Here is a 23,633-nt window from a genome sequence, read left to right as displayed (position 1 = left end):
AGAGCGTCGGCAAAACGGTAATCCTAATTCGCCGAGACATCGGAGGAGTGCCTGCTATTCTGCCACATCCGCGGAATCTGCATTCAACTGGCCATAGTTTTGGACCCCAATTTGATCCAGCAACCCAATCTGCGTTTCCAAGAAATCAACGTGGTTTTGTTCATCAAGGATCAGTTGCTCAAACAAATGCATGGAGGCGTAATCCGAGGCGTCAGAACATACTTTGCGCGCTTCGGTGTAAAATTTAACGGCTTCCATCTCCGCTTCAAGATCGCAAGTCAGCGTCTCGCGCAAATTCTCGCCGATGCGCAGTGGATCGAGGGTTTGGAGGTTTGGATGGCCCTCAAGAAACAGGATGCGGTCAATCAGCTTATCCGCATGCTCCATCTCTTCGATGCTTTCCTCGCGCATTTTTTTGGCAAGTTTGCCGTAACCCCAATCTTTTTGCAGACGGTAATGAAGCCAAAACTGGCTTACCGCCGTTAGCTCAATCCTCAGAGCCTTGTTCAGGACCTCGATGACTTTTTTTTATCACCCTTCATGGCGCGTTCTCCTTTTTTTGTCGCTGCGCAGTCCTTGCAACTCCACAGGTACGCCGAACTTAGTGTTGGTCCGCATGGTTGCAATGAAAAGTTTCATACAGCCGCCACATTGCGGAGTTTTGCCGAGAGCGCGATAAATTTTACCTGGGGTTATTATGACTTTATCGTCGGCGGCGCGCATCCACTCAATCGCGGCGTGGATGCTTTTGTCATTTATGGATTGGCAACTACAGATGATCATGGAATACGCCCCGTTTTCGTGGCCCCAATATCGGATAAATTGAGAAAATGTCAATCCCGACAAAAACGATAAACTAATTGAGGCGAGCGGTATCAGAGGAGTCTGACGAGAGCGGTTTATGTTCTGCGCTCGCAACACGGCGTTGTTCAACAAAATGGGTGGGAAGTGGCTGTTGGCTAAAATCGGCACTAAAATCTGCTGAGCGGACTTTGCAGATGTTTGCGATTTAGGTGAGCATATCCGCTCTCGGATATGCTCAAACGAATTCCGTCAGTCCAATACGAGTACGATTTTTCCGATATGTCCCTTTTCGCCAAAAGCGCTTTGTGCAGCTGCGATATTGTGAAGTGGATAGGTTTCAGCCACCAAAGGTGCGATTTCTTTGCGTTCGATCCGCCCAACAAGATTGCTGAAAACTTGCGGCTCAAGAACCGTGCAGCCAGAGAAGCGGAGGTCTTTGAGATAGAGCGTATGGATATCAAGCTCGACAATGGGGCCCCCGATGGCCCCAGCAACTGCATAGCGTCCGCCGGGGCGCAACACGTCAAGCAATGACGGCCACTTCGGGCCAGCCACCAAATCAATAACGACATCAACGCTATTTGCACCAAGCGCGGCAACAAGATCATCGCCACGATCAAGTGTTTTCATCGCACCAAGTTCTAAGAGAGTTTTGGCTTTTGACGCGCTTGTGACAGCAATGACCTTTGCCCCACGCGCTTGCGCCAATTGAACCGTCGCCGAACCGACACCACCAGATGCACCCGTTACCAAAATGGTCTCGCCCTTGCGCACATTGGCGCGTGTCAGCATATTTTCGGCTGTAGAGTAGGAGCACGGAAAGGACGCCAGTTCTATATCGGTCAAATCGCAATTGATTGCGTGAGCGTGGCGTGCTGCAACCCGCGTGTACTGGGCAAATCCACCGTCACACTCAGACCCAAAATACCATGGCGTCTCAAGTGTGTCCCCATTCGCCTCGCGGATACACGGTTCGATCAGGACACGTTGACCAATCCGAGACGCGTCGATTACCGCGCCGACAGCAACAATTTTGCCGCAAACATCTGCTCCCTGAATGCGTGGAAATGTAAGCGGTGTACCAGACCATGACGCATCGTCTGCTTCTGCTTCGCCCTTGGAATACCAAGCCGTCCGGGTGTTGATATCCGTGTTGTTTACGCCTGTGGCACTGACCCGTACAAGGACATCGCTTTCCCGCAGCACGGGAACGGGGAGATCATCGGGCCACTCAAGCATTTCCGAACCGCCATGACCATTCAGAACAACTCCGGACATTTTTTCGGGGAAAGACATATTGATCTCCTTGCAAAACAAAGCGCACCCTTAGAGAAACAACTGAAAATATCAATCTGGGCGTGGAACAAACATCTGCGGCACTTTAAACCAAAGTCGGCTATGGCCCGACAAAGCGCAACCGTCCTAAGGACCGCTAGCCGCCGAGTTGCGTGCGCATCGCTTGATAGACAACGGCGGTGGCGACATTTGCCAAGTTAAGGGATCGAACAAGAGGATTGAGCATCGGCAAACTATGCACGCGATCGCCCATGCCGTCCAAGATTTCAGGTGGCAAGCCTTTGGATTCACATCCGAAAACCAAATAAGCGTCCTGCTGATAGTCAGGCGCATAAATGCTCTGTTCGCCATGTTCCTCAAAGAAATACATGCTATCGCGCGGCGGGTTTCGTTGATCCAAAAAGCTTTGCCACGTGTCATATTCGCTCAGATGAACATGTTTCCAGTAATCCGTTCCCGCGCGTCGCACGGCCTTTTCGTCGAGGGAAAACCCGTAGGGTTTGATCAGGATCAGCTCCAGATTTAGCGCCACACAGGTCCGCCCAATCGCGCCGGTATTGTAGGGAATTTCAGGGGTAACTAATACCAGTTTCAGGCACGGATCAGACATAGGCTGTGCAGACTTTCTAAGTCACGGGCGCAGGATCGGCCCGTTGCTGGCCCCTGTTACCCCAACCAATGCGTCCTTAACAGCGCCAAATCTGCTGTCATAAGGGCTGGTGGGAGGTGGCGATTGCGGTTCCCTTCCGAAAACTACGTTGTGCGCGGCTAAGTTACGCTTGCCCAAAAGGAGGCGCTGTGGTCCTTATTGTGGCACATCATGCGTGACGGCAATTGGGTGTGAGCGCATATCGGAATTAAATCCGTTGGGGGGCGTAATATTGAAGAAGTCTAGGGCGCGCGGGTTTTGGGTTTGGTTTTCAGTGGTGTTGGTGACGTTGAGCGCCTGTGTGCCAGGCCACCGCCCCTCAACTGACGAGGAGTTGGCCGCCATGGCTGAAGCTCAAATTTCCTATGAACAAATAGAACGCAGCAAGAAGGAACCATACTTTCCTTTTGGCATCGAAAAGATCTGTGGAGATGCCTACCCGCGCCTTAGGTTGGCGGATGTTAAGGGCAGTCCACAGCAAGGAAATATTTCTCTTTGGGAAACCCGCTCCAAATCAGCAAACATAGATCGCTATGTGCTTTGGCACGAAAAACGCGCCTGTGGCTTTTTGATTGAAACGCCTGCCGACGACGGAGAAGGGTCGTTTGCCTATGGGGATTATATCGTCTTGTACGATAGAACGTCCGGTGCTGACTTTGCTCTTCGGAAAATAACTGTAGAAGGAATGGAGTTCGGCGGCGCTTTGCCTGGGAGTTTCACGGATCGAGATAAGGAAATATTTAGCAACACCTATCAAGAGAAGTTTCTTGAATGTCGGGCGCAAACGGACGGCTCAAAGGACGCATGCCGAGACGCCACGCAAGACTGGGTAGACAATAACACCGCTACCCTAGCAATCGCCTTCTATGACCAAGAGGAAGCGAAAGCCTACCCTGGCGTAAAGATAAATGACTCAGTTGGCTTTTTCATGATTGAAGATCGTCTGTGGTGGGCTGGCCGCGAAATTAAATAGGGCGAGGGGTGGCTTAGAAATGCACGCCTGTTGCAAAGCCCTCGACGCATCATCGGTTTAAGGAACCACGAGTTTATCACTGCCATTCGATACGTTGCCTATGGTTGTTGAGCCGCTAGGCATTGCCGCTCCCATTCCGTTAGAAATGCCATTATTTCGAGGGAGTCCGTGAGGCGGGGCGAGGGGCGCTGCGCCTCTTTTTGTCCGGCGGCAAGGGAGGCCTCGACCATTTTGACTTGGGTGTAGAATGCATCATGGTCTGCATCGACATAAATGTCTTCGACCTCGCCCTCATAGGGCGTCCAACGAAGGTGGTTGCGGCCCGCCACGGGGAGCCACGGATTAGTCACGAACGCAAGCGTGCCCTTGTCGCCCGCAATCGTAAACCCGTGCTCCATGCCGTAGCTGTCGGTTGATTGCAGCGTGGCCAGCACGCCATTGGCGAATCGCGCGGTCACGGCGGCGTCGCAGATGGTGCCGTCATGCGTCGATACATTTCCCAGTCCCGCGAGTTGACCCGTTGCAAACATGTCTTGGCCACAGAGAGTCTGGACGACCAATTGCAGCAACGAAACGGGGTAGCAACCCAGATTATAGAGCGTGCCGCGCCCAAGAGGGTTGGTGACGTTCCAAATATCCGCCGAATAAAAGCCAGTGATCGCGCGCAGGTTGCCCAAGCGACCATCCGAAAGAATTTCCATCAAACGAGCGTAGAGCGGGTGGGAAAGATACATAAACCCTTCGACAAAAAAGGTGTCGTGGGTACGGACGGCAGTAGCCAGAGCCTGCGCTTCCTCCATTGTTGTGGTCAGCGATTTCTCGGATAAAACCGCCTTGCCAGCCTTGGCGGCGGCAATGGTCAGCGTGTGATGGACGTGGTTCGGCAGGCCGATATAAACGACGTCAACCTCTGGGTCCGCCAGAATTTCGTCATACCCGTAAGAGACCGTAGGAATGCTGTATTCCTTTTGAAAGGCGTCCACGGCGTCGGAATTGCGTCCTGCAATTGTGCGGATCTCTGATCCGTTTGAAGCGGCAATCGCCTTTGCAGTTTTGTGAGTGATAAACCCAGTTCCAAGCAATCCCCAGCGCAGCATATGGTCGTCCTTTGAGTGATCCGAAAAAGCGAACCTATGCGGGCCGCGATAGTTTGCGAAGCCTTGAGACGATGTTCATTTCAACGGATTGACACAACATCGCGTCCTAGTGGCGCGGCAACTTATCTGTTTTCTAGGAAATGATAGGCTTCAAGAATAGTCATGCTCAGCCCGTCAAAAAAGCCCGGAACAGTGACGTCGATAAGGCCTGCAGCGGGGTGCGCTTCGTCGGCGACGAGGTCTTCGGCGGGCCGCACCACAATAAGCGTGCTTGGGTCGTTGAGCAACTCGCGATAACTCGCGCCTTTGCCATGCTTCAGAACGTTGACTGCCAAATAATACAAATGGAACCGCTCAGCAAGATCCGCTTGCTCCGCCGCGACCAGCATTGTTTTCAATTTGCGTGCAAACGGACCCCGTTTAAAGGTATTCTGCATCCGCGCTTCAAAAACCGAGAAGATATCAACCGAGGTCAATTCAAGCGCCACAGTCGCCGCGCGCAGCTCCTCGTTTTGGGCGTCAGATCCGTTCTGGCCGTCCAAAAGTTTCAAAACCTCCGAAATGCGATTTTCGGACGTTTTGGCATTGGTTTGCGCCGCCGCAACCAGTTCAGGTACGCTTGGTGAAGCTCCCATCATTCTATCTCCTTAAGATATCAACTCCCTAATGCTATGCGGCGCGGAATGATAGTGGCGGGATGGGTTAATTCGGATTCTGGGGTGAGGGCGACGGTTTTGGGCACGCTGACCCGCGCTCAAATATATGCCCAAGGCCACACGGGTGTTGCGGACCTTGCTTGTTTTTAAACGCTAAATGAAGTCAGTCCGTTCGTTTTGGCCGCAATTTCCACCGTCCTATCCGCGACTATGGGGTCATTTCAGGGCGGGAGACAGTGATTCCATGATGAAATTCCGAAGGGTTACAATTCGGTAAATGCGTCTGTTTCCTCGGAATTCGACAGAAAACACAACCTCGGCGCGAATAATTCAGCCGCAGAGATGAAGCGCGCGCCCCCCTGCAAAAGCTAGAATGGAACTTGGCCACCTGAGGGCGGGCCGTTTATTTATCTGGGCACCTTGGGTGCGTAAAATGGAGAGAACACTATGAAAAGTATTTTTGCAAAAACTTGGTCACGTTTTAAGTCTGACGAGCGCGGCGTCACGCTAGTTGAGTACGGCATTGCCCTAATTCTGGCTGTTGTCCTTGGCGGTGGAGCGCTTGCTACTCTTGGTAATGATGTGGGCAATAAAATGGGTGCAGCGTCTACACAGCTACAATAATAGCAGACCTTTTCGGCGGCTCAAAAACAGTTGGGTCGCCGGACGTTTTCCTAAGATGAAGCCTTGAGTGACGGCATTATTCCAAACCCATGCTGCATATTATTGTCGGCTCAAGCGCCAACTGTCTCTGGACACAAAGCTGATTTATAAAGTCAATGAACGACCGTTTCGGGGCCTCTGGGCCGCTGAACGGTCGTCCAATAAAAGGACCTATCACATGCGATTGTCATCCCTTCTTCTCGTCGTCACGGGCCTTGGCGTTGCTGCTGGGTCTGTCTATCTTGCACAGGATGTTTTGACGGCACAGATGCTGAGCAAACAGGCCTCGCAGGAAGAAAGCGAGACCGTGGGGGTATTGGTCGCGGGCCGCGATATCGCCTTTGGCCAAGCCATTGAATCGCAACTTATTACCACGATCTATTGGCCGCGCGATGCGTTGCCAGTGGGCGTCTTGACGGACCGCGACTTCCTCCTTCCGAGTGATGGTGTCGAGCCACGTCGGGCGCGCAAAGCCATGTCACAGGGAGAGTTGTTTTTTGCCAGTAGGGTCTCGGGATGGGGTGAAAAAGTCACCATCGTTCAGTCGCTCTCGGCCAACCACCGCGCCATGGCCATCAAAGTGAACGCCGAGACCGCCGTGGGCGGTTTTGTGACGCCTGGGGATTCCGTTGACGTGCTTTTGACCGAGGGGCGGAATTCCGGATTGCGCACGGTCACGATCCTGCAAAATATCAAAGTTATTGGTGTCGATCAGGACTCCGACATCGGCAATGACTCGCCAGAAGTGGCGCGTACCGTGACCGTCGAAGTGACGCCAGATCAAGGGCAGCGCCTTGCGCTCGCCCAGCAAGCGGGCATCCTGAGCCTGACATTGCGCAACAATGTGGGCGCGGAGGACCAACCGCTCGATTCCCTTAAGCTTAGCGACCTGATGCAGGATGTTTCGCCCGTTCCGGAAATGATTTCCACCCCGAGAATTACAGTGCGGCGTGGAGTCGTAATCGCCGACGAAGGTCTGTAGAAACCATGTCAAACCACAGGTCACATATCGCCACCTTTGGGCAGGACCAGAAGGGCACCATCCTTGTTTTTTGGGGGATGGCCCTTGCTGTGATGCTCGGACTGGTGGCGATGTCGTTTGATTTGGGCCAGATTTCCGCCACACAGACCGATATGCAGAGCTTCACCGACAATGTGGCCCTCGCGGCAGCGGGAGAGTTGGATGGTCGCCCAGATTCCATAACGCGTGCGACAACTGCGGCCGCAAATCTGATCGTCGACAGTCGCAAATTTGGCAGCGGCGATCATACCCTGTCGGGGGCCGACGACTTTACCCTGACGTTTTTCTCGACCTTGCCTGCCAGTGACACGGCGGCCCCTACGGCGGTAACGACAAACCCAGCCCTTGCCAGATTTATCCGCGTGGCCGCCACCGAAGCCGAGGTGCCCGTCGCGTTTTATCGGGCGTTAATGGTTCTGCGCGGCGAGACCCTTCAGGATATTAACGTGCAAGCCCAGTCGATTGCAGGCATGACCCAATTCGCCTGTGACGTGACGCCGTTGATGTTTTGCCAGCCAAGTGGATGGACGTCGGCGGCCAACAAGGGGACGATGGTTAATCTTCGTTCTGGTGGCAATGGCGCGGCTTGGGCACCAGGAAACTTCGGGTTTTTGGACCCGTCCAAGGCGCTGGTCGATTCCGAGGGCCCTTGCGCGGGGAAAAACGGCGTAAAGCTGGATGCGTGTTTACTTGCGGCGGTGGGATCGATCACACAGTGCTACGCGCTCAATGGGGTCGATACCGAACCCGGCCAAAAGAACGGCATCGAAAACGCAATTTTTAACGTGCGGTTTGACATTTTTCAGACGATCCTAAAGAGCGAGAAAAATAACCCGAACTATGCGCCTGCACCCAACGTTATAAAGGGGGTTGTGCCCTCAAACGGCAACGCCTGTCCAAACAACTACGACCCATCCCCCGATACAGTGGGCTTGCCGCGCGACGATTGTTTTAACGCGGGGGGGTGCGCTGGGGGGCGCTTTGGCGATGGGGACTGGTCGGCGGGCTATGCCAATTACATCGCGACCAATTATGGCGGTGCCGACCCGTTTTTTATCAATCCTGCGCTCGACACGCGCTATGATCTTTACAAGGCCGAAATTGCCAACCCACAAGGGACGAGCGGCAACGCGGGTATCCTTCCGAATGGGCTGGCGGAAAGCGGATTGCCGCAATGTAATACCGCAGGCGGTGCTTCAATTGGACCTGAACGCCGCGTCATTGTGGCGGCTGCGATCGACTGTGCCGCCAACAATATTCAGGGTTCCGCCGTTAACGTACCTGTGGCCGAATTCGTCGAGATTTTCCTGACAGAGCCCGTGGCGGCCGTCAGCTCAAACACTGTGGATATTTGGGGCGAAGTGATTGGCCCTGCGGATCAAGGCAGCGGCGCGGGGTCGACCGGAATTTTCCGCGACGTCGTGCAGTTGTACCGGTGAGGGGGGTGGCATGTTGAAACATCGGATCAAACGCGCCTTTGGTGGTTTTCGTCGTGATGAGCGCGGGACGGCCCTCGTTGAACTGGCAATTTCGCTGCCGTTTGCGTTGCTGGTTTTTGGCATGATTATTGAGGGATCACGGATGCTGTGGGCCTATCAATCGGCAGCGGCAGGCGTGCGAGATGCGACGCGGTATCTGGCGCGGATTGTGCCGCGCGATATTTGCACCTCGGGGGGGTCTGTCGCGGGCTATACCACGCAACTCACGGGAATCGTGCGCAACAGTTCCAGCGGCACCACGCTGTTTCCCAACGGCATTACCGTCAATTCGGTGATCCCCACCTATAGCTGTATCGCGGGGGATTATCGCAAAGGCATCGCGCCTATTGCCCAAGTTTCCGCAGAGATTACGATCACAATGCCTTTCTCGGGCTTCTTTGCCGTCGCGGGCTATACGCTCAACGATGTGACGACCACCGTCACCGATCAAAGCCGGATTTTCGGGTCATGAGGGCGTATCACACATATTTGGCGCGGATCGTTGAATTCTGGCGCAATGAGCGCGGGGCGACCCTTGTGGAATTCGCAATCGCCTTGGCTCTTTTCCTACTGTTGTTGTTCGGGATGATCGATTTTGGCCGTCTGGCCTATCACCGGATTGCCGCCGAAAAAGCGATGCATATTGCGGCCCGTTTGGCGGCGGTGCGCCCCGCCGCCTGCGCGGGTTTGCCCAGTATCAACGCGCGCGGATCAACATCCGTTGTGCCCAAGCCGCGGTTTGGAACCAGTTGCGGCGCGGGGGCGAATATTTGTGCCACGCAAGCGTCGCTCGTCTGCACAGGGTCAGCGACGAACGCGACCGCCAGTGAAATATGGGCGCGTATCAACGCAATCCTTCCGCCCGGTGTGGCGATTGACGATTTGCAAATTTCCTACACGTTCGACCCCAACCTTGGGTTTCTGGGCGGACCCTATGTTCCCTTGGTCACGGCGGAACTTGTGGGGGCTACGTTTACCTTCATTTCACCGCTCGGACAGCTTGCCAGCCTTGCTGGGGGATCGGCCCCAAGTGGCCTTGGTGGAACAATAAATTTCCCTTCAATGAGTGTTTCTCTTCCGGGAGAGGACTTGGCGAGTGGGACGAATGGATAACATTAGGAGGTTAAGTCAATGACAGAGCCAGTTCAGAAAATCACGGTTTTTGCCGCAAATGGCCCAGACTCAGACGCGATTTCCGCAGTTGTCTGCACGCTTGACAACGTCAAGTTGAACCGCCGCGATATGACCCTTTCAAAAGCCAACGGAACCGCCCATGCACTGGCGGCCTCGGGCGAGATGATCCTGTTTCGAACCTCGGGGGAGAGCGAACAGGACGAGGTGGCAGTGCGGGAATTATGCCGCAATGCAGGGCCGGATGTGCGGGTGGTTGCCATCAGCGACCCCGACTTGCAATTGGCGGCGGCGCGTAAACTTTTGCAAGCTGGCGTGGCAGATGTCTTGCCGATGCCGGTGACCAAAAAGGACCTGACGGAGTGTTTGGAGCGCTTGAGGGCACCGGTTGCCGCCGTTGCGCCGCTTGCTTTACAGCGTGGCAAAATCATCACCGTCGCCCAAGCGCGCGGCGGGATTGGCGGCACCACGGTCGCCGTCAACCTTGCGGATGCCTTGCGGGGCGAGGCGGGACTTCTGCGCCGAAATGTCGTCAAAAAGGTCGCTTTGGTCGATCTGGATTTGCAGTTTGGCGGGATCGCAAGCTTTTTGGATATCGAGGCCAACGACTCCCTTTGTCGGATGGCCAAAGACGAAATTATCCCCGACGCCACGTTTTTGTCGCAAGCCATGGTGGCCACCAAAGGCGGGCTGTCGGTGATCACAGCGCCAACCGAATTTGTGCCCATGGAGTCGCTCACTAGCGAGCAGGTTGAAGCGCTTTTGGAGCAGTTGACGCTTCAATTTGATTACGTGGTGGTGGACCTGCCGCGCACCTTGGTGCAGTGGGTGCAATCGGTACTGAACATGAGTGATCGGCTGTATTTGATTACCGATAGTTCGGTACCTGCGATCCGCCAGTCAAAACGTCTGATTGATGCCTATTCCGAAGAAAGCCCGAGGCTACCGATTGATATTATTGTGAATTTTGAAGCCAAGCCGATATTCAAAGGCCGTCACCATGTGCAGGCTGCGAAGCTGTTGGAGCGGGAGTTGCGACATTGGCTTCCCCTCGATCCAAAAGCCACACGCGAAGCCCTTGATCGCGGGGTGCCGCTGTCCGTGGCGGCAAGCCGATCCGCGTTGACCAAAGCGATTAAGAAGCTTGCTGTCGAGGTCATTGACGAGAAAACGACCGCAAAGACAGACCCGATGAAGCGCGAAGCCACCCAGGGTTCCGATGCCATTTTTAAATCAATTCAGTCGAGCTAAGGAGAGCCAAGGTGTTCAAGAATTTCACACGAAACGGTAAAGAAAATTCAGCCAAAAGCATCGACCTCCCCGGAGCGGCGGTTGCTAAAGCGCTGAAGACCCCGTTGCAACTCGTCGATCCTCAACAAAGTGCCACGGAACACACGTTGATTAAGCGGCTAGAACTCAAAAGTCGCCTGCATGACGCCTTGCTGGATCGGTTGAATTTCTCGGTGATCGACAAGGTCGAGGATGAAGCGCTGCGCAAGGAAGTAACCTCCTTGGTGAGCGAAGTCTTGAGTAAGGAAGGCACGCCGTTACGCGGCGAAGAATTCAAGAAGATCGTTGACGAGTTGATGGATGAGGTGCTTGGATTAGGGCCGCTTGAGCCGCTCCTCGCCGATCCCACCATCAACGACATTCTGGTGAATGGCCATAAAAGCGTGTTCGTGGAACGCTTTGGTGTGCTGGAGCGCACCAACGCCCGCTTTCGCGACGAGAAGCATCTTTTGCGGGTGATCGACAAGATCGTCACACGGATTGGACGCCGTGTGGACGAAAGCCAGCCTTGGGTGGATGCGCGCCTTGAGGACGGCAGCCGCGTGAATGCGATCATCCGGCCCTGTGCCATCGATGGCCCTTCGATTTCGATCCGTAAGTTTTCGCGCCAACCCTATAGTCTGGCGCGACTGGTCGCGAGTGGCGCCCTTACGGGGCCAGCCGCGAAGTTTCTGGAAGGGCTGGTGGATGCGCGGATGAATGTGTTGATTTCCGGCGGCACGGGCTCGGGTAAGACCACCATGCTCAATGCTATGTCGGCATTTATTTCTGAAAAAGAGCGGATTGTGACCATCGAAGATGCCGCCGAATTGCAACTACAGCAAGGCCATGTTGTGCGCCTTGAAACACGGCCCTCCAACCCGTCGGGGGGCGGCGCGGTGGCGCAGCGGGACCTGTTGCGCAACGCGCTTCGGATGCGGCCTGATCGGATCATCGTGGGCGAGGTGCGGGGTGCTGAGACCTTCGATATGTTGCAGGCGATGAACACGGGCCACGACGGATCGATGACCACGGTGCACGCCAATACCGCGCGCGACGCGCTGTCGCGGTTGGAGCAAATGGTGACGATGATGGGCGTTGATTTTCCGATGGCGGCCATCCGTGGCCAAATCGCCAGCGGATTGCAATTCGTGCTGCAACTGTCCCGCCTAAGCGACGGTCGCCGCCGCGTGATGTCGATTTCCGAAATTACTGGCATGGAGGGCGATGTGATTACGATGCAGGACATCTTTGTGTTCCGCAAAACGGGTCGCAGCGAAAATGGCGATATTCTAGGGGAATTCATTCCGACGGGCATCCGCCCCAAGGCCGCCGAGGCGCTGATTGCTGCGGGGATTAGCATCGATGCGTCTATGTTTATACGGGAGAAAGCGCAATGAAACAGCTTATGTCCCACCCCTATGCTTTGTATTTTGTCTATACGTTTTTGGCGGTGGGCGTGTTTTTCCTTCTCTCTGGCGTTTGGCAACTTCTGCGCCGCTCCGAGAACAAACATGAAGCACGCAATCGTCGGATGAAAATGATCGCGGGCGGGGCGACGGCGGCGGAAATACTTGCTGTCCTCAAACCGGTGGAACGCGGGGGGTGGATAACGCGCCTGCCGTTTGTTGGCGACCTTCCCAAGGCGATGCGGCAAGCTGGGATGACCAGCTCGCCAACGCGGCTCATCCTGATTTGTCTGAGCATTTCGGCCGTTATTTCTGCAATGGCAGCTATGAAGGTGACGCTTTGGATGGCCATTGCGATAGGTGTTACGGTTGGCTTTCTCCTGCCTATCGGGATTATTCGCCACCGTCGGGCGGCGCGCATTGAGGCGATAACCAAACTCTTGCCTGAGGCGCTGGATCTAATGTCGCGCGGCTTGCGTGTGGGGCATCCGTTGAACACCTCGATTGCCTCGGTCGCGGAGCAAATGCCGGATCCGATTGGTTCCGAATTTGGTCTGATCGCAGACCAAGTGAGTTTTGGCGACGACTTGGTCGACGCTTTTGCGGAATTTGCCGAGCGTATCGACATTGAGGACGTCCACTATCTCTCGGCCAGTTTGGGCATTCAACACGGGACGGGGGGCGACTTGGCGCGGGTGCTCGATGTCTTGTCCAAGGTGGTTAAAAACCGGATCGCCATGCGGCGGCGGATTCAGGCGATTTCAGCAGAGGGCCGTTTGTCGTCGTATTTCCTCTCGGCGATCCCCGTGTTTATTTTCGTTTCCACGTCAATTTCCAATCCGCGATACTATCAGGATGTCTATGACGATCCGCTTTTCATTCCCATGGCCATCGCGGTTGTGACGTTCACGGTGTTGAACGCCGTTATCCTCGCCAAACTCGTTAGATTTAGAATATGAAAGGTTGCGACCATGTTTGAAACACTCACAACACTGACGAGTGCGTGGAATATCACGCCGCAAATGGTCCTTATCATCGGGATGGGATTGGGTGCGTTGACCATCCTTGGGGGCGTCGCGGTTTTGGTTGGGGAACGCAACCCCGCCGCAGATCGCATCGCGGCCAGCGCCACAAAACGCCGTGAACAGCGGCGGGATTTCGGGCTTTTGCAAGCCCCCAATCATGACCCCAAAGGCATTTGGAAAGCGCTTCTACCGGGGGATATGAAAGAGCGCAGCGATCTGTCCCGCAAATTGTCACAAGCTGGATATAACGGTCCCCACAACCTGCGAAATTTCACCTTGGTCCGTGTTGTTTTGGGGCTTGGCTTGCCCGGGGTTCTGTTGGCGGTTTTGCTCATTAGTCGCGTGCCGGACATTCAATTGCCGTTTGATATTTCCAGCCGTGTCTCCGAGATGTCGAATGGCACCATTGTGCGCGTGCTCTCTGTTTTGATATTTCTGGGGTATTTTGTTCCGATCAAATGGCTCAATGATCGTGCTGAAGAGCGGCGGATGCGGATCGAGGAATCTTTTCCCAACGCCTTGGACCTCATGCAAATTTCTGTTGAAGCGGGGCTTGGGTTTGACGCCGCGATGACGCGGGTTGGAAATGAATTGGCCGAAATTGCGCCCGAGATGGCCTATGAGTTCCTCACCGTCCAGCGGCAAATTCAAGCTGGTCGTGATCGGGACGCCGCAATGCAAGACATGGCCCAGCGAACAAATGTGGATGTCATCCGCTCGTTTTCCGCTGTGGTCAGCCAATCGGTTCAATTCGGGACATCCATGTCAGAGGCCCTGACGGCGTACGCCAAAGAGATGCGAGAGTTCAGGGAAGTTAAGGCCCAAGAAATGGCCAATAAGCTGCCCGTGAAAATGTCTGTTGTGCTCGCGTCCCTCATGCTTCCCGCGCTGATTTTAATTTCCATTGGCCCGGTTGTTATTCGCTATACACGGTTTTTTGCCGAGTAAGAGGACAGGGTTTTTGCCCTAATTTTGACACAATTCATCCAAAAATACATGCTAGGATTGAAAATGCAGTGAAAAAGCCGCCAAATGTGGCAATTTGTTGACAGAATTAAGAATTCAGGCCTAAAATTAAGACATAGGCTGGAAGAACCAGCATTGAGATTTTTTGAGGCACCCGAGTATGTTTTAAAGGGGTGCATAAAGTGGGTACTAAGGGACATTATGGGGATAATACCCTAGGGAATACTTTGAGCGTTGTAAGTCTGGTCGAAGGCATTGCTGGCTGGTGCCAAGCGGTGCAGGGCGTCGCGTCCTTTCGGCAAGGCCTTAAGGCGATCTCAATGGGATTTGGGGCAAAAGCCGCGACGCTGGTGAAGGCCGCGAAAACGCAAGACGGGAAAATTCGATCTATTTCCGTGGACTTACAGCGAGAGGCGCAATGCGGCGCGTTGGATCGCTCGTTTGCTGACCTTATTTTAGGATCCTATATAGCGCACGCCAAAGTTGGCTCCGTTTGGTACGCCAGCATGGCCGCCTATGGGGATGCGCCAGAATTGTTGGAGTTGAGAAATCAACGCGCTCTGGCCGAAACTGTGGTGATCGTTTTGGGGCAGGATGGGAAGTGGGTTTACCTTCTGGAACTGCATTTCGCCAACCGCCTGTCATCAGGGGCCGGCGCGATGCTGACGTCCCTGTGCGACACGCTGTGTCAAACGTGGTCGTGCCGCTCGCCGGGGGTGTTTTCGGAATCCCTCTTGGATCGTCAGCCGGAAACCTTGAATGTAACCCTCGCAGCACCGCTTTTGTCGGACCTTAATCCGGCGGGGTTAAGTCGCGCAGAATTTCGCGTGTGTTTGCTGTTGAGCCATGGGTTAAACCGCGACGTTTTGGCCAAGGAGTTGAAAATTTCGTCCTCTACCCTGCGCAGTCACCTCAGACAGATTTATGACAAGGCCGAATGCCGAAATCTGAGCGACTTGCTGCGTCGGTTACTTCTGGTTGGGCCAAGCCCCGCGCAGGAAACCCCCTTGGTCACAGCGATCGAGCGAAGGGCGATATCCCATCAATCTGTGGCTTGACGGCCCTGAAATGATGCTTTTGCCGCTTTTGCTTTTTACGCCGGTTCTGCTTTACGTCGCGCAAAGCGATCTGCGGTGGATGCGGATTCCAAATACGGCTTCGCTCCTTGGGATTGGCTTGTTTGTGGTCACCATTCCATTGATTGGACTTGAGGAGGCCATTTTGCGCATCCTCCCCGCGGTAATCGTGTTTTGTATCGGGTTTGCCCTGTTTCTCCTGCGGATTTTTGCGGGCGGGGATGTGAAAATTCTTGCCGTGCTCATGCTTTTTATTCCGTCGGGAACGCTCTCGCTCTTTGCGCTGGTTTTCTCGGGGGCGATGCTTTTGGGAATTGTCGCCGTAACCGCCACCCGTGCGTTGGCCCTCCCGCAATTGCGCGGCTGGGTTTCGATGCGTGCCCGTGGCATGATGCCGATGGGACTATCCATCAGCCTCGCTGGCATTGGCCATTTAGCGGTGCTTTATGCGCTTCAAACGTCTTCCCTGATGCCCTGATCCGAGTCCGTCGCAAAGGGTGGTTTAGGTTCTGATGATTTGGTGTGTTTCAAACACCGTCGGCTTTATGGGGGTCCCATCTTGTTCGGTCGCGTGTTCGATATAGGTATTCACATGGGGCGGAATGGACGTGCCGCGTTGGGCCACGCCTAGGAAAATTTGCTTTGAGTTTTCCGGAGTCAGATCAAACCAATCCGGATCATCAAACGTTCCGCCATAGACCCCAACAATGTTGGCGAAACGCTCAAAGGTTAAAAATAATTTGGTCCCGCATGTGTCACAGAAATGAACGAAAACCTTTTTGCCGCTGCCCGCCGAGATATGAGCGTATTTTTTCGGTGTTCCTTTGAGGAGGCGAAAATCCTGTGCGTCAAAAATCGGCTCAACCATATAGGCGCCGCCCGTGGCGCGTTGGCAAAACTTGCAATGGCATATCGTCACGCGGCTGGATTGATTTTCCACAGCGTAGCGAAGGTTTCCGCACAGGCATCCGCCTTGGGCATTTTCCATCATCGTGCCTCCCTCGATTTTTTGTGAACCTCTCGTTTTATAGCATGATTTCGGACGCAAGTCGCAAAACAATCCTCGGGGAAGGGCGATCTTGGCTGGCGGTTTTTGTCAAAAAGAAGCTGTAAATTGCCGCTCGCGGCCTTTGTGTGCCGATGGTGGTGCGATTGCGGCCTTTCTCCTTGCATCATGGCGCTCATCCCCATAGAAGAACCGAGATTTAACTCATTGCCGCGTCCGCGCGGCCATTTTGCTATAAGGACCCCCCATGCAGGTTACTGAGACCCTGAACGAAGGCCTAAAACGCGGTTACACGCTTGTTATTCCCGCTGCCGATTTGGACGCAAAAGTTAACGAAAAGCTTAAAGAAGCGCAGCCAGATGTTGAAATGAAGGGCTTCCGTAAAGGCAAAGTGCCTATGGCGTTGCTCAAAAAGCAATTCGGCCAGAAAGTTATCGGCGAAGCCATTCAAGAGACCATCGATGGCGGCCTTGGCAAGCATTTTGAAGATTCCGGCGACCGCCCTGCGTTGCAGCCAGACATTCAAATGACCAACCAAGACTGGAAAGAGGGCGATGACGTTGAAGTTACCGTCGCTTATGAAGCTCTTCCCGAGATCCCAGAAGTTGACCTAAAAGCTCTGGCACTTGAAAAACTCATCGCAAAAGCGGATGACGCTTCTGTGGACGAAGCTTTGACCAACCTTGCTGGAACCGTCAAAAATTACGAAGATCGTAAAGCTGGCAGCAAAGCCAAAAAAGACGATCAAATCACCATCGATTTCGCAGGCAAAGTTGATGGCGAATTGTTTGATGGCGGCACAGCCGAAGATTTCCCATTGGTTCTCGGTTCCGGTTCGTTCATCCCCGGTTTTGAAGACCAATTGATCGGTGCTAAAGTTGGCGACGATGTTGCCGTTACAGTGACGTTCCCTGCGGAATATCAAGCGGCAAACCTTGCGGGCAAAGAAGCTATTTTTGATTGCACAGTGAAAGCTGTAAAATCGGAAATCGCTGCTGTGGTTGACGATGAATTGGCGAAAAAATTTGGCGCCGAGGACCTTGCTGGTCTTAAAGGTCAAATCGCTGAACGTCTTGAAGCGGAATATGCGGGCGCTGCTCGTGCGGTTCAAAAACGCGCATTGCTTGATGCGCTTGACGGTTTGGTAAGCTTCGAGCTTCCCCCATCGTTGCTTGAAGCCGAAGCTGGTCAAATCGCGCATCAACTATGGCACGAAGACAACCCAGATGTTGAAGGCCATGATCACCCCGAAATCGAAACAACAGACGAGCACAAGAAGCTTGCGGAACGCCGCGTGCGTTTGGGTCTGTTGTTGGCAGATATCGGTCAGAAAGCGAAACTCGAAGTTTCCGATGCTGAAATGACCCAAGCAATCATGACGCAAGCGCGCCAGTATCCAGGTCAAGAGCGTCAGTTCTTTGAATTTGTTCAACAAAACCAACAAATGCAACAGCAACTTCGCGCTCCATTGTTCGAAGATAAAGTTGTAGACTATGTTTTTGAATTGGCCACGGTCAGCGAAAAAACAGTCACCAAAGAAGACCTTGAGAAAGCTGTGGAAGCTCTAGAAGAAATGTAAGGCTTAACCGCTTTCAAGAAAACGAGGGTCGTCGCAGGGTTAAACCAGCGGCGGCCCTTTTTTTGTGATATAAAATTGATAGATCAGCGTCGAGGAGTTTGAAATATGGATTGGTCAGTCGTCCTTAGAGATTTCTTAACGATATTTGCGGTCATCGATCCGATTGGGTCGGTTCCCGTTTTCCTCTTTGCGACGGCCAAAGTGCCCCCCCATTTGCACAAACGATTTGCGCTTCGAGCGGTTCTGATTGCAACGTTGGTGTTGTTTGGATTTTTGGTCGGAGGTCAATTCGTTTTGGAAGGCCTTGGTGTTCGGCTGGGTGCCTTTCAGGTCGCTGGGGGGATTATCCTTTTTCTCTTTGCCCTGACGATGATCTTTGGGGAATCTAAACCCGAGGCAGAAATTCACGAAGCGGAAAAAGACTATCTGTCGGGCGCGGTTTTCCCGCTGGCGATGCCGTCGATTGCCTCCCCAGGGGCGATGTTAGGGGTGGTTATCTTGACGGACAATCATCGCTTTTCCGTTGCTGAACAATCGGTTACCGCAGTGCTTTTGCTGGCTGTCCTCGCTGTGACGCTTGTTTTTCTCCTCATGGCGCAGAAAATTCATCGGGTTATTGGCACGACAGGGGCGAGTGTGATCAGCCGTGTAATGGGCATCATTCTTGCGACAATCGCGATTGATTCCATCCTCCAAGGCCTTGAGGTTGTCGGCGCTATAAGCCTCAATCCATAGATATTCTTTTAAGGAGCGCGACATACAAAAGTGGTCGTTTCAAGGGGGATCGTAATGGGACTTGGGCCGAAAGCGCTGTGGAAGGCCTCCAAGATTGCTTCCGCAACCACAGTCGGTTCCACCTCGCCGCGTTGCCGGATTTCGTCGATAATCGGATTGCCGAAAACCAACGCCGTTGCAAAAGCTTCTAGATTTGTAATGGTCTTTTGCAGTTGAATGGTCTCGTGCTCAACATCGTGCCAGCCCGCTTGGGCAAGGTCGGCGCGTACTTGGACGGGATCACCATAGTGGAAGGGGACCTTATAAAACGCGGGAGGATCGTTGGGAAAGAATTTTGCGGCGGCGTCATAGGCGATTTGCGCGAACGGGTTCTTGGACATCGCGCTCCACACATTGAAAAGATAGTACCCGTTTTTTTTGAGAACCCGCGCAGCTTCCCGATAGGACGCGGGCTTGTCAGGAAAAAACATTACCCCAAATTGACAAACCATCATGTCGAATTCGGAATCCTCAAAGGGTAAATCCATGGCGTTGGCGACGGTAAAATCGACTACGTCTTTGTTTGTAAACTTGTTTTTGGCCACCTGAAGCATGGGAAGGTTTAGATCCGTAACCTCAAGGCGCGTTTCTGGGGACAAGCGGTCGCGTAGGCGGCGACTTAGAATGCCGGTCCCTGCTGCAAGTTCGACGACATTGGTGGCCGGTAAGCTGGCGCAACGCGTTGCGAGCAAATCCGCATAGTCAAAAAAGATATTGGGGCCAAGACCGCTGTCATAGTAGCTTGGAATATCCCCGACGAAATTGGATGAGGTATTAGACATTGTCATAACTCCCAATAATTTCTGAACAGTGCTTAGGTGTAAGCATTATAGAGCAAAACGGGTGGAAAAACGAGGTTGAAAATGTCGAGACCTACGGCTCAAGCCGCTGCATGTTTGGGGCATGGAAAAGGGGGCGGGCTTGGCTCTTTTGACGGAGCAGGTAAGCGCGTCCCCCTCCTATTTTAGTCCAAATCGAACGTATAATTTGGTTGGCATTTTTTTGCGTTAGGCTTCTTGATACAGGCCTCTACCAGAGTTGCATATTTGGTGAGGCGTGGATCACCGGGTGTTTTGTATTTTGCCGCCGCATCAAGCAACTCTTGTGCTGTCTCGGGCTCCCCGCTGCGAATGCGTGCGAAAGCAGCGGTCAAATAGATGTACCGTTTTTCCTCATTCGTTGCGACATTTCGGAAGGCGTTGGCGGCTTCGCGATATGCGGCGTAATATTTGGCATTGCCGTAGGAACGGGCGGAATCATACATGTGACCTTGCTGAAGGAGCGTGAACATTTCTGCTTCGGATAGGGTGCCAAGCTCCTTTTCTACAAGGTAGGCCCGTAAATACCGAGAGTCCTTTTGCGATTTTTTGTACCAATCGGTTTTAACCATTGCCTTGAGCTTCGGTATTTCCGAGAGAAGAAAATCTTTATAGATCGGGAAGTCAGCAGTTTTGCAAACAGGCAGATGGGTGATGAAATCGCATGTCGATAACTGAGATAAACTCATCGTAAACTCTTGCTCATAGGAACAAGAAAATGTGCTGACGATTTCGGTCTTAATGCCGCCAATTGGGCAATCTACTCTTTCTTCAAATGCCGTACCCGCCCAAGCTGTTTGGCTTGATACGAGGGCGGCGAAAAGGGCGATGGCCGTAAATTTATGTCTCATAAGGGCTCCAAGAAAATTGCGCGTTTTCAATATGATCTAGGGGAAGTCTGGGGGGGGGGAGCGTTTATTTTCAAGAAAAAAATAAATTAAACTGGGCGCATGAAAAAAAGGCCGCGCAGAATGAACTGCGCGGCCTTCAAATTGCTCGGGAAGGGAAGCTTAAGCTTCGTCTTCGTCCGCAACTGCTTCTTCTTTAGCAGCAGGTGTATAGTCGTCGTCGCCAAATTCATCCGCAGCAGCGCCGATTTCGTCGAAGAGCTCGGCGATTTCGAATTCTGCTTCAGCTTCAGCTTGCGCTGCTAGCTCTTGGATAGATTTACCAGAGGCCTGTAGTTCAGCTTCTTCGTTGGAGCGTGCAACGTTCAATTCGATCGTCACAATAACTTCAGGGTGAAGTTTAACAGACATGTTGTGCAAGCCGAGTTCTTTGATCGGGGAGACCACAGAAATTTGCTTACGGTCGATTTCGAATCCACCAGCGGAAGCAACTTCGGAAGCGTCACGTGGTGTGACGGAACCGTAGAGCGAACCGGAGTCGGACGCGGAACGAATCACAACGAACTGTTGACCGTCGAGCTTGGCGCCGAGCGCTTCTGCTTCAGTTTTGGTCTCAAGGTTTGTGGCTTCGAGCTGGATTTTGCGCGCTTCAAAGGACTCGATGTTCGCTTTGGAAGCGGACAGTGCTTTGTGCTGTGGCAACAAATAGTTGCGCGCATAACCGGATTTTACATCTACAACATCGCCCATTTGGCCGAGTTTTGTAATGCGTTCAAGAAGGATAACTTTCATGATGTGCGCTCCTTACTTAACAGCGTAAGGAAGCAGAGCGAGAAAGCGTGCGCGTTTGATTGCACGGGCCAACTCACGCTGTTTCTTAGCCGAAACTGCGGTGATACGGGAAGGAACGATTTTGCCACGCTCAGAGATGTAGCGCTGCAGAAGACGTGTGTCTTTGTAATCGATCTTCGGAGCATCGTCGCCAGAGAATGGGCAAACTTTGCGGCGGCGGAAAAATGGTTTAGTAGCCATGGTTTAGCCTTCCTTACGTGCGCTCGCGACGACGGTCGCTGCGCTCTTCACGTTTTTGCATTTGAACCGAAGGACCTTCGGCGTGCTCGTCGACTTTGATAGTCAAAACGCGCATTACATCTTCGTGTAGACGCATCAGACGTTCCATCTCTTGGACGGCTGGGGAAGGGGCATCAGAGCGCAAAAAGGCATAGTGGCCTTTGCGGTTCTTGTTCACTTTGTATGCCATGGTTTTAACACCCCAATACTCGTGCTCAACGACTTTGCCGCCGTTGTCCGAGAGGATGGTGCTGAAATGTTCGATAAGGCCTTCGGCCTGCGTGTTGGACAAGTCCTGACGCGCAATAAAGACATGCTCGTATAGTGGCATGCGATCTCCGTTCATATGGGGCGCACTTCAAAGATCGGTCATTCCTTCTGCACCCGATCACGAGAGGTTGCGCTGTTAAAAATGCCGCAGAAGAAGGTGGCCTTATAGCAGGGTAATGAGGGGATGCAAGCCTGCAGGGTAAAGAGGAGCGCTATACAACTATCGCGGTATTAACCAACTGCTGACACAGTTCTGCCGTGTTTGGATTCGAGAATATTAAGCAAGCCTTAATACAAGACAGGAATGTACAATGATCAATCACATGTCAGACAAGAGCAAGTTAATTGCCGCTGCGGCGCGGTCCAAGAAATTTGCGATCCAAGCGACCTCGTGGGGATATGCCGTGCGGATGCCGGGCAATACCGGATTTTGGGCGCGATTTGCGCAGGCATTGGCGGGGGGCGTCGCCCTTGTTTCCATCGGAATCGCTGTTGGAATGTGGGTTATGCCGGGGTCCGAAATGGGGGCCGATATCGCGTTGTTTAAAGCGGCGCTCTCTGGGGTGCTTGTGCTGACGGGTCTGTTGGCGCTTTGGTTTGCGGCACAGGGCACCACATATGAGTTACAGGTGGACAGTGTGAAGCGCGAGTTGCGCGAAGTTTTGCGCAACAAAAAGGGGCAAAACCTCGTTTTGCGACGGATGCCTTTTAACGATATTCGCAGCGTGATCCTGTCGCGCGATCCACAGCGCAATTTGCCCGGTTATGCGCGCCTTATGTTGCGCCACAAAACGCAGGGGCATTGCATTGATCTGGTGACAGATAAGGACGACCGCCTTGAAGCGCTGCGCGAGGTTTTGGCGCGCGATATCCTCATGGGCGAGGCTGAAATGGCGAAAGCATCGGTCGTTACGCCGCGACGTGGTGCGATAGTGCGTCATGAACGCGAAATGCCGATCCCAGCACAATAGGGGCGCGTCAAACTCTGTGCAATCGGTTTTCCGCCGCAAAACTGTGCGCAAGTGCACAGACCCTGTGGAGGGAACGTGGGTTGAGAAATATGCCATCAATGAACATCTAAGCTCCATCAGACATTCAATCTTTTGGAGCTTTAATAATGTTTACCACTACCCTGAAGTCCGCCGCCGTTGCCCTTACTTTGGCCGGAATTTCCTCCGCTGCAGTCGCCGCACCTGTTGCTTATAAATTCGATCCTAGCCACAGCCAGATCGTTTTCAAGATCAACCATCTCGGCCTTTCTACCACCACGGCCATGTTCTCGGGTTTTGACGGAAACATCCAGTTCGACCAAGAAGACCCCGCAGCAAGTTCGGTTGAGGTCTCCTTCCCTGTAACGACTTTGTTGACAGGCTGGGAAGCGCGCTATGACCACTTCATGTCACCAGAAATGTTCAACGCGTCGGAAAATTCGGATGTGAAGTTTGTGTCCACAAACATTGAAGTTACAGACGACACCAACGCGAAAATTTCGGGTGACTTGACGATCAATGGCATTACCAAACCCGTCGTTTTGGATGCGGTTTTGAACGCGGCAATGGAAGAGCACCCTATGGCTAAAACGCCTTGGGCTGGATTTGATGCGACAGCAACGGTTCTGCGCAGCGAATTCGGACTTGGCGCCTTTGTTCCCTTCGTGGGCGACGAAGTTGAAATCGCGATCTCTGTTGAGGCGATGCAAGCCGAATAAGTTTTCTACACCTCACAGAAAAGGGGCCTCGCAGCGATGCGAGGCC

General features: G+C 53.3%; 28 protein-coding genes and 1 pseudogene. 16 read left to right on the top strand and 13 right to left on the bottom strand.

Going from position 1 to position 23,633, the window contains the following annotated elements; all coding sequences use genetic code 11:
* Nucleotides 1-54 precede the first annotated feature (54 nt).
* The 5 genes and pseudogenes from bfr to AB9F29_RS13790 form a co-directional block, all read right to left on the bottom strand.
* Nucleotides 55-542 (bottom strand): annotated as a pseudogene (gene bfr / locus AB9F29_RS13810) (bacterioferritin).
* The gene (locus tag AB9F29_RS13805) at nt 532-783 is read right to left on the bottom strand and encodes a (2Fe-2S)-binding protein (RefSeq protein WP_082802320.1); all 252 of its coding nucleotides are present in this window, start codon (nt 781-783) and stop codon (nt 532-534) included. Before AB9F29_RS13805 ends, bfr begins: the two are co-directional and overlap by 11 nt.
* Before the next feature lie 270 nt (nt 784-1,053).
* Nucleotides 1,054-2,100, bottom strand: a complete 1,047-nt coding sequence (locus AB9F29_RS13800) for an alcohol dehydrogenase family protein (protein WP_369756094.1) — start codon at nt 2,098-2,100, stop codon at nt 1,054-1,056.
* 136 nt (nt 2,101-2,236) lie between these two features.
* Nucleotides 2,237-2,710, bottom strand: a complete 474-nt coding sequence (locus AB9F29_RS13795; RefSeq protein ID WP_335584294.1) for a tRNA (cytidine(34)-2'-O)-methyltransferase — start codon at nt 2,708-2,710, stop codon at nt 2,237-2,239.
* Between the two features lie 195 nt (nt 2,711-2,905).
* The gene (locus AB9F29_RS13790) at nt 2,906-3,094 is read right to left on the bottom strand and encodes a hypothetical protein (protein WP_369756093.1); all 189 of its coding nucleotides are present in this window, start codon (nt 3,092-3,094) and stop codon (nt 2,906-2,908) included.
* Between AB9F29_RS13790 and AB9F29_RS13785 the strand changes: the two genes are divergently transcribed.
* Complete coding sequence (locus AB9F29_RS13785; RefSeq protein ID WP_369756092.1) at nt 3,093-3,722, top strand: hypothetical protein; 630 nt, start codon at nt 3,093-3,095, stop codon at nt 3,720-3,722. The two genes, AB9F29_RS13790 and AB9F29_RS13785, sit on opposite strands and share 2 nt — an antisense overlap.
* 98 nt (nt 3,723-3,820) lie before the next feature.
* Here AB9F29_RS13785 and AB9F29_RS13780 read toward each other — a convergent pair whose 3' ends face one another.
* Both AB9F29_RS13780 and AB9F29_RS13775 read right to left on the bottom strand, forming a co-directional pair.
* Nucleotides 3,821-4,819, bottom strand: a complete 999-nt coding sequence (locus AB9F29_RS13780; RefSeq protein ID WP_369756091.1) for a Gfo/Idh/MocA family protein — start codon at nt 4,817-4,819, stop codon at nt 3,821-3,823.
* Between the two features lie 122 nt (nt 4,820-4,941).
* Nucleotides 4,942-5,457, bottom strand: coding sequence for a hypothetical protein (locus tag AB9F29_RS13775; protein ID WP_369756090.1), 516 nt, complete (start codon nt 5,455-5,457; stop codon nt 4,942-4,944).
* A 465-nt stretch (nt 5,458-5,922) separates the two neighbouring features.
* Here AB9F29_RS13775 and AB9F29_RS13770 point away from each other — a divergent pair, with 465 nt between their 5' ends.
* The 11 genes from AB9F29_RS13770 (at nt 5,923) to AB9F29_RS13720 (ending at nt 15,991) form a co-directional block, all read left to right on the top strand.
* On the top strand, nt 5,923-6,099 hold the full coding sequence (locus tag AB9F29_RS13770) for a Flp family type IVb pilin (protein ID WP_369756089.1): 177 nt from the start codon (nt 5,923-5,925) through the stop codon (nt 6,097-6,099).
* A 217-nt stretch (nt 6,100-6,316) separates the two neighbouring features.
* A complete protein-coding gene (cpaB, locus tag AB9F29_RS13765; protein ID WP_369756088.1) occupies nt 6,317-7,120 on the top strand; it encodes a Flp pilus assembly protein CpaB in 804 nt (267 codons plus the stop codon).
* A gap of 5 nt (nt 7,121-7,125) precedes the next feature.
* Entirely contained in the window at nt 7,126-8,598 is a 1,473-nt protein-coding gene (locus AB9F29_RS13760; RefSeq protein ID WP_369756087.1) for a pilus assembly protein TadG-related protein, read from the top strand.
* 10 nt (nt 8,599-8,608) lie between these two features.
* The gene (locus AB9F29_RS13755; RefSeq protein ID WP_369756086.1) at nt 8,609-9,109 is read left to right on the top strand and encodes a TadE/TadG family type IV pilus assembly protein; all 501 of its coding nucleotides are present in this window, start codon (nt 8,609-8,611) and stop codon (nt 9,107-9,109) included.
* Complete coding sequence (locus tag AB9F29_RS13750) at nt 9,106-9,750, top strand: TadE/TadG family type IV pilus assembly protein (RefSeq protein ID WP_369756085.1); 645 nt, start codon at nt 9,106-9,108, stop codon at nt 9,748-9,750. The genes AB9F29_RS13755 and AB9F29_RS13750 overlap by 4 nt, the downstream gene beginning before the upstream one ends.
* 18 nt (nt 9,751-9,768) lie before the next feature.
* Nucleotides 9,769-11,019: a CpaE family protein gene (locus AB9F29_RS13745; protein ID WP_369756084.1), complete on the top strand. Its 1,251-nt coding sequence runs from the start codon at nt 9,769-9,771 to the stop codon at nt 11,017-11,019.
* An 11-nt stretch (nt 11,020-11,030) separates the two neighbouring features.
* On the top strand, nt 11,031-12,437 hold the full coding sequence (locus AB9F29_RS13740) for a CpaF family protein (RefSeq protein WP_369756083.1): 1,407 nt from the start codon (nt 11,031-11,033) through the stop codon (nt 12,435-12,437).
* Nucleotides 12,434-13,405 carry a type II secretion system F family protein gene (locus tag AB9F29_RS13735; protein WP_369756082.1) on the top strand — a complete coding sequence of 324 codons (972 nt, stop codon included), beginning with the start codon at nt 12,434-12,436 and terminating at the stop codon, nt 13,403-13,405. Before AB9F29_RS13740 ends, AB9F29_RS13735 begins: the two co-directional genes overlap by 4 nt.
* 12 nt (nt 13,406-13,417) lie before the next feature.
* Nucleotides 13,418-14,419 (top strand): type II secretion system F family protein, encoded by a 1,002-nt coding sequence (locus AB9F29_RS13730; protein ID WP_369756081.1) that lies wholly within the window; start codon nt 13,418-13,420, stop codon nt 14,417-14,419.
* A gap of 200 nt (nt 14,420-14,619) precedes the next feature.
* Entirely contained in the window at nt 14,620-15,495 is an 876-nt protein-coding gene (locus tag AB9F29_RS13725; protein ID WP_369756080.1) for a helix-turn-helix transcriptional regulator, read from the top strand.
* A gap of 10 nt (nt 15,496-15,505) precedes the next feature.
* Entirely contained in the window at nt 15,506-15,991 is a 486-nt protein-coding gene (locus AB9F29_RS13720; protein ID WP_369756079.1) for a prepilin peptidase, read from the top strand.
* Nucleotides 15,992-16,015: 24 nt separating this feature from the next.
* Here the strand turns inward: AB9F29_RS13720 and AB9F29_RS13715 are convergent, their stop codons facing one another.
* Nucleotides 16,016-16,504 (bottom strand): GFA family protein, encoded by a 489-nt coding sequence (locus AB9F29_RS13715; RefSeq protein ID WP_369756078.1) that lies wholly within the window; start codon nt 16,502-16,504, stop codon nt 16,016-16,018.
* A 262-nt stretch (nt 16,505-16,766) separates the two neighbouring features.
* On the opposite strand from AB9F29_RS13715, the gene tig reads away from it, so the two are divergent.
* A complete protein-coding gene (gene tig, locus AB9F29_RS13710; protein ID WP_335584277.1) occupies nt 16,767-18,098 on the top strand; it encodes a trigger factor in 1,332 nt (443 codons plus the stop codon).
* A gap of 105 nt (nt 18,099-18,203) precedes the next feature.
* Nucleotides 18,204-18,833 carry a MarC family protein gene (locus AB9F29_RS13705; RefSeq protein ID WP_335584276.1) on the top strand — a complete coding sequence of 210 codons (630 nt, stop codon included), beginning with the start codon at nt 18,204-18,206 and terminating at the stop codon, nt 18,831-18,833.
* An 8-nt stretch (nt 18,834-18,841) separates the two neighbouring features.
* Here AB9F29_RS13705 and AB9F29_RS13700 read toward each other — a convergent pair whose 3' ends face one another.
* The 5 genes from AB9F29_RS13700 to rpsF all read right to left on the bottom strand — a co-directional run bounded on the left by AB9F29_RS13700 (nt 18,842) and on the right by rpsF (nt 21,940).
* Entirely contained in the window at nt 18,842-19,654 is an 813-nt protein-coding gene (locus tag AB9F29_RS13700) for a class I SAM-dependent methyltransferase (protein WP_369756077.1), read from the bottom strand.
* Between the two features lie 182 nt (nt 19,655-19,836).
* A complete protein-coding gene (locus AB9F29_RS13695; RefSeq protein ID WP_369756076.1) occupies nt 19,837-20,541 on the bottom strand; it encodes a hypothetical protein in 705 nt (234 codons plus the stop codon).
* 159 nt (nt 20,542-20,700) lie between these two features.
* Nucleotides 20,701-21,330, bottom strand: coding sequence for a 50S ribosomal protein L9 (gene rplI / locus AB9F29_RS13690; RefSeq protein ID WP_335584273.1), 630 nt, complete (start codon nt 21,328-21,330; stop codon nt 20,701-20,703).
* Nucleotides 21,331-21,342: 12 nt separating this feature from the next.
* A complete protein-coding gene (gene rpsR / locus AB9F29_RS13685; protein ID WP_039002053.1) occupies nt 21,343-21,570 on the bottom strand; it encodes a 30S ribosomal protein S18 in 228 nt (75 codons plus the stop codon).
* 13 nt (nt 21,571-21,583) lie between these two features.
* On the bottom strand, nt 21,584-21,940 hold the full coding sequence (rpsF, locus tag AB9F29_RS13680) for a 30S ribosomal protein S6 (RefSeq protein ID WP_039002054.1): 357 nt from the start codon (nt 21,938-21,940) through the stop codon (nt 21,584-21,586).
* 250 nt (nt 21,941-22,190) lie between these two features.
* Here rpsF and AB9F29_RS13675 point away from each other — a divergent pair, with 250 nt between their 5' ends.
* Together AB9F29_RS13675 and AB9F29_RS13670 are read left to right on the top strand one after the other, a co-directional pair.
* The gene (locus AB9F29_RS13675; protein WP_369756075.1) at nt 22,191-22,850 is read left to right on the top strand and encodes a hypothetical protein; all 660 of its coding nucleotides are present in this window, start codon (nt 22,191-22,193) and stop codon (nt 22,848-22,850) included.
* A 146-nt stretch (nt 22,851-22,996) separates the two neighbouring features.
* Nucleotides 22,997-23,587: a YceI family protein gene (locus tag AB9F29_RS13670; RefSeq protein ID WP_369756074.1), complete on the top strand. Its 591-nt coding sequence runs from the start codon at nt 22,997-22,999 to the stop codon at nt 23,585-23,587.
* Nucleotides 23,588-23,633 lie beyond the last annotated feature (46 nt).

Origin of the sequence: Falsihalocynthiibacter sp. S25ZX9 (genome assembly GCF_041205405.1) — a bacterium.
In the GTDB taxonomy this organism is placed as follows: domain Bacteria; phylum Pseudomonadota; class Alphaproteobacteria; order Rhodobacterales; family Rhodobacteraceae; genus Falsihalocynthiibacter; species Falsihalocynthiibacter arcticus.
Note: the sequence above shows the minus strand (reverse complement) of the source record. Positions and strands in the feature narration are given on the sequence as shown.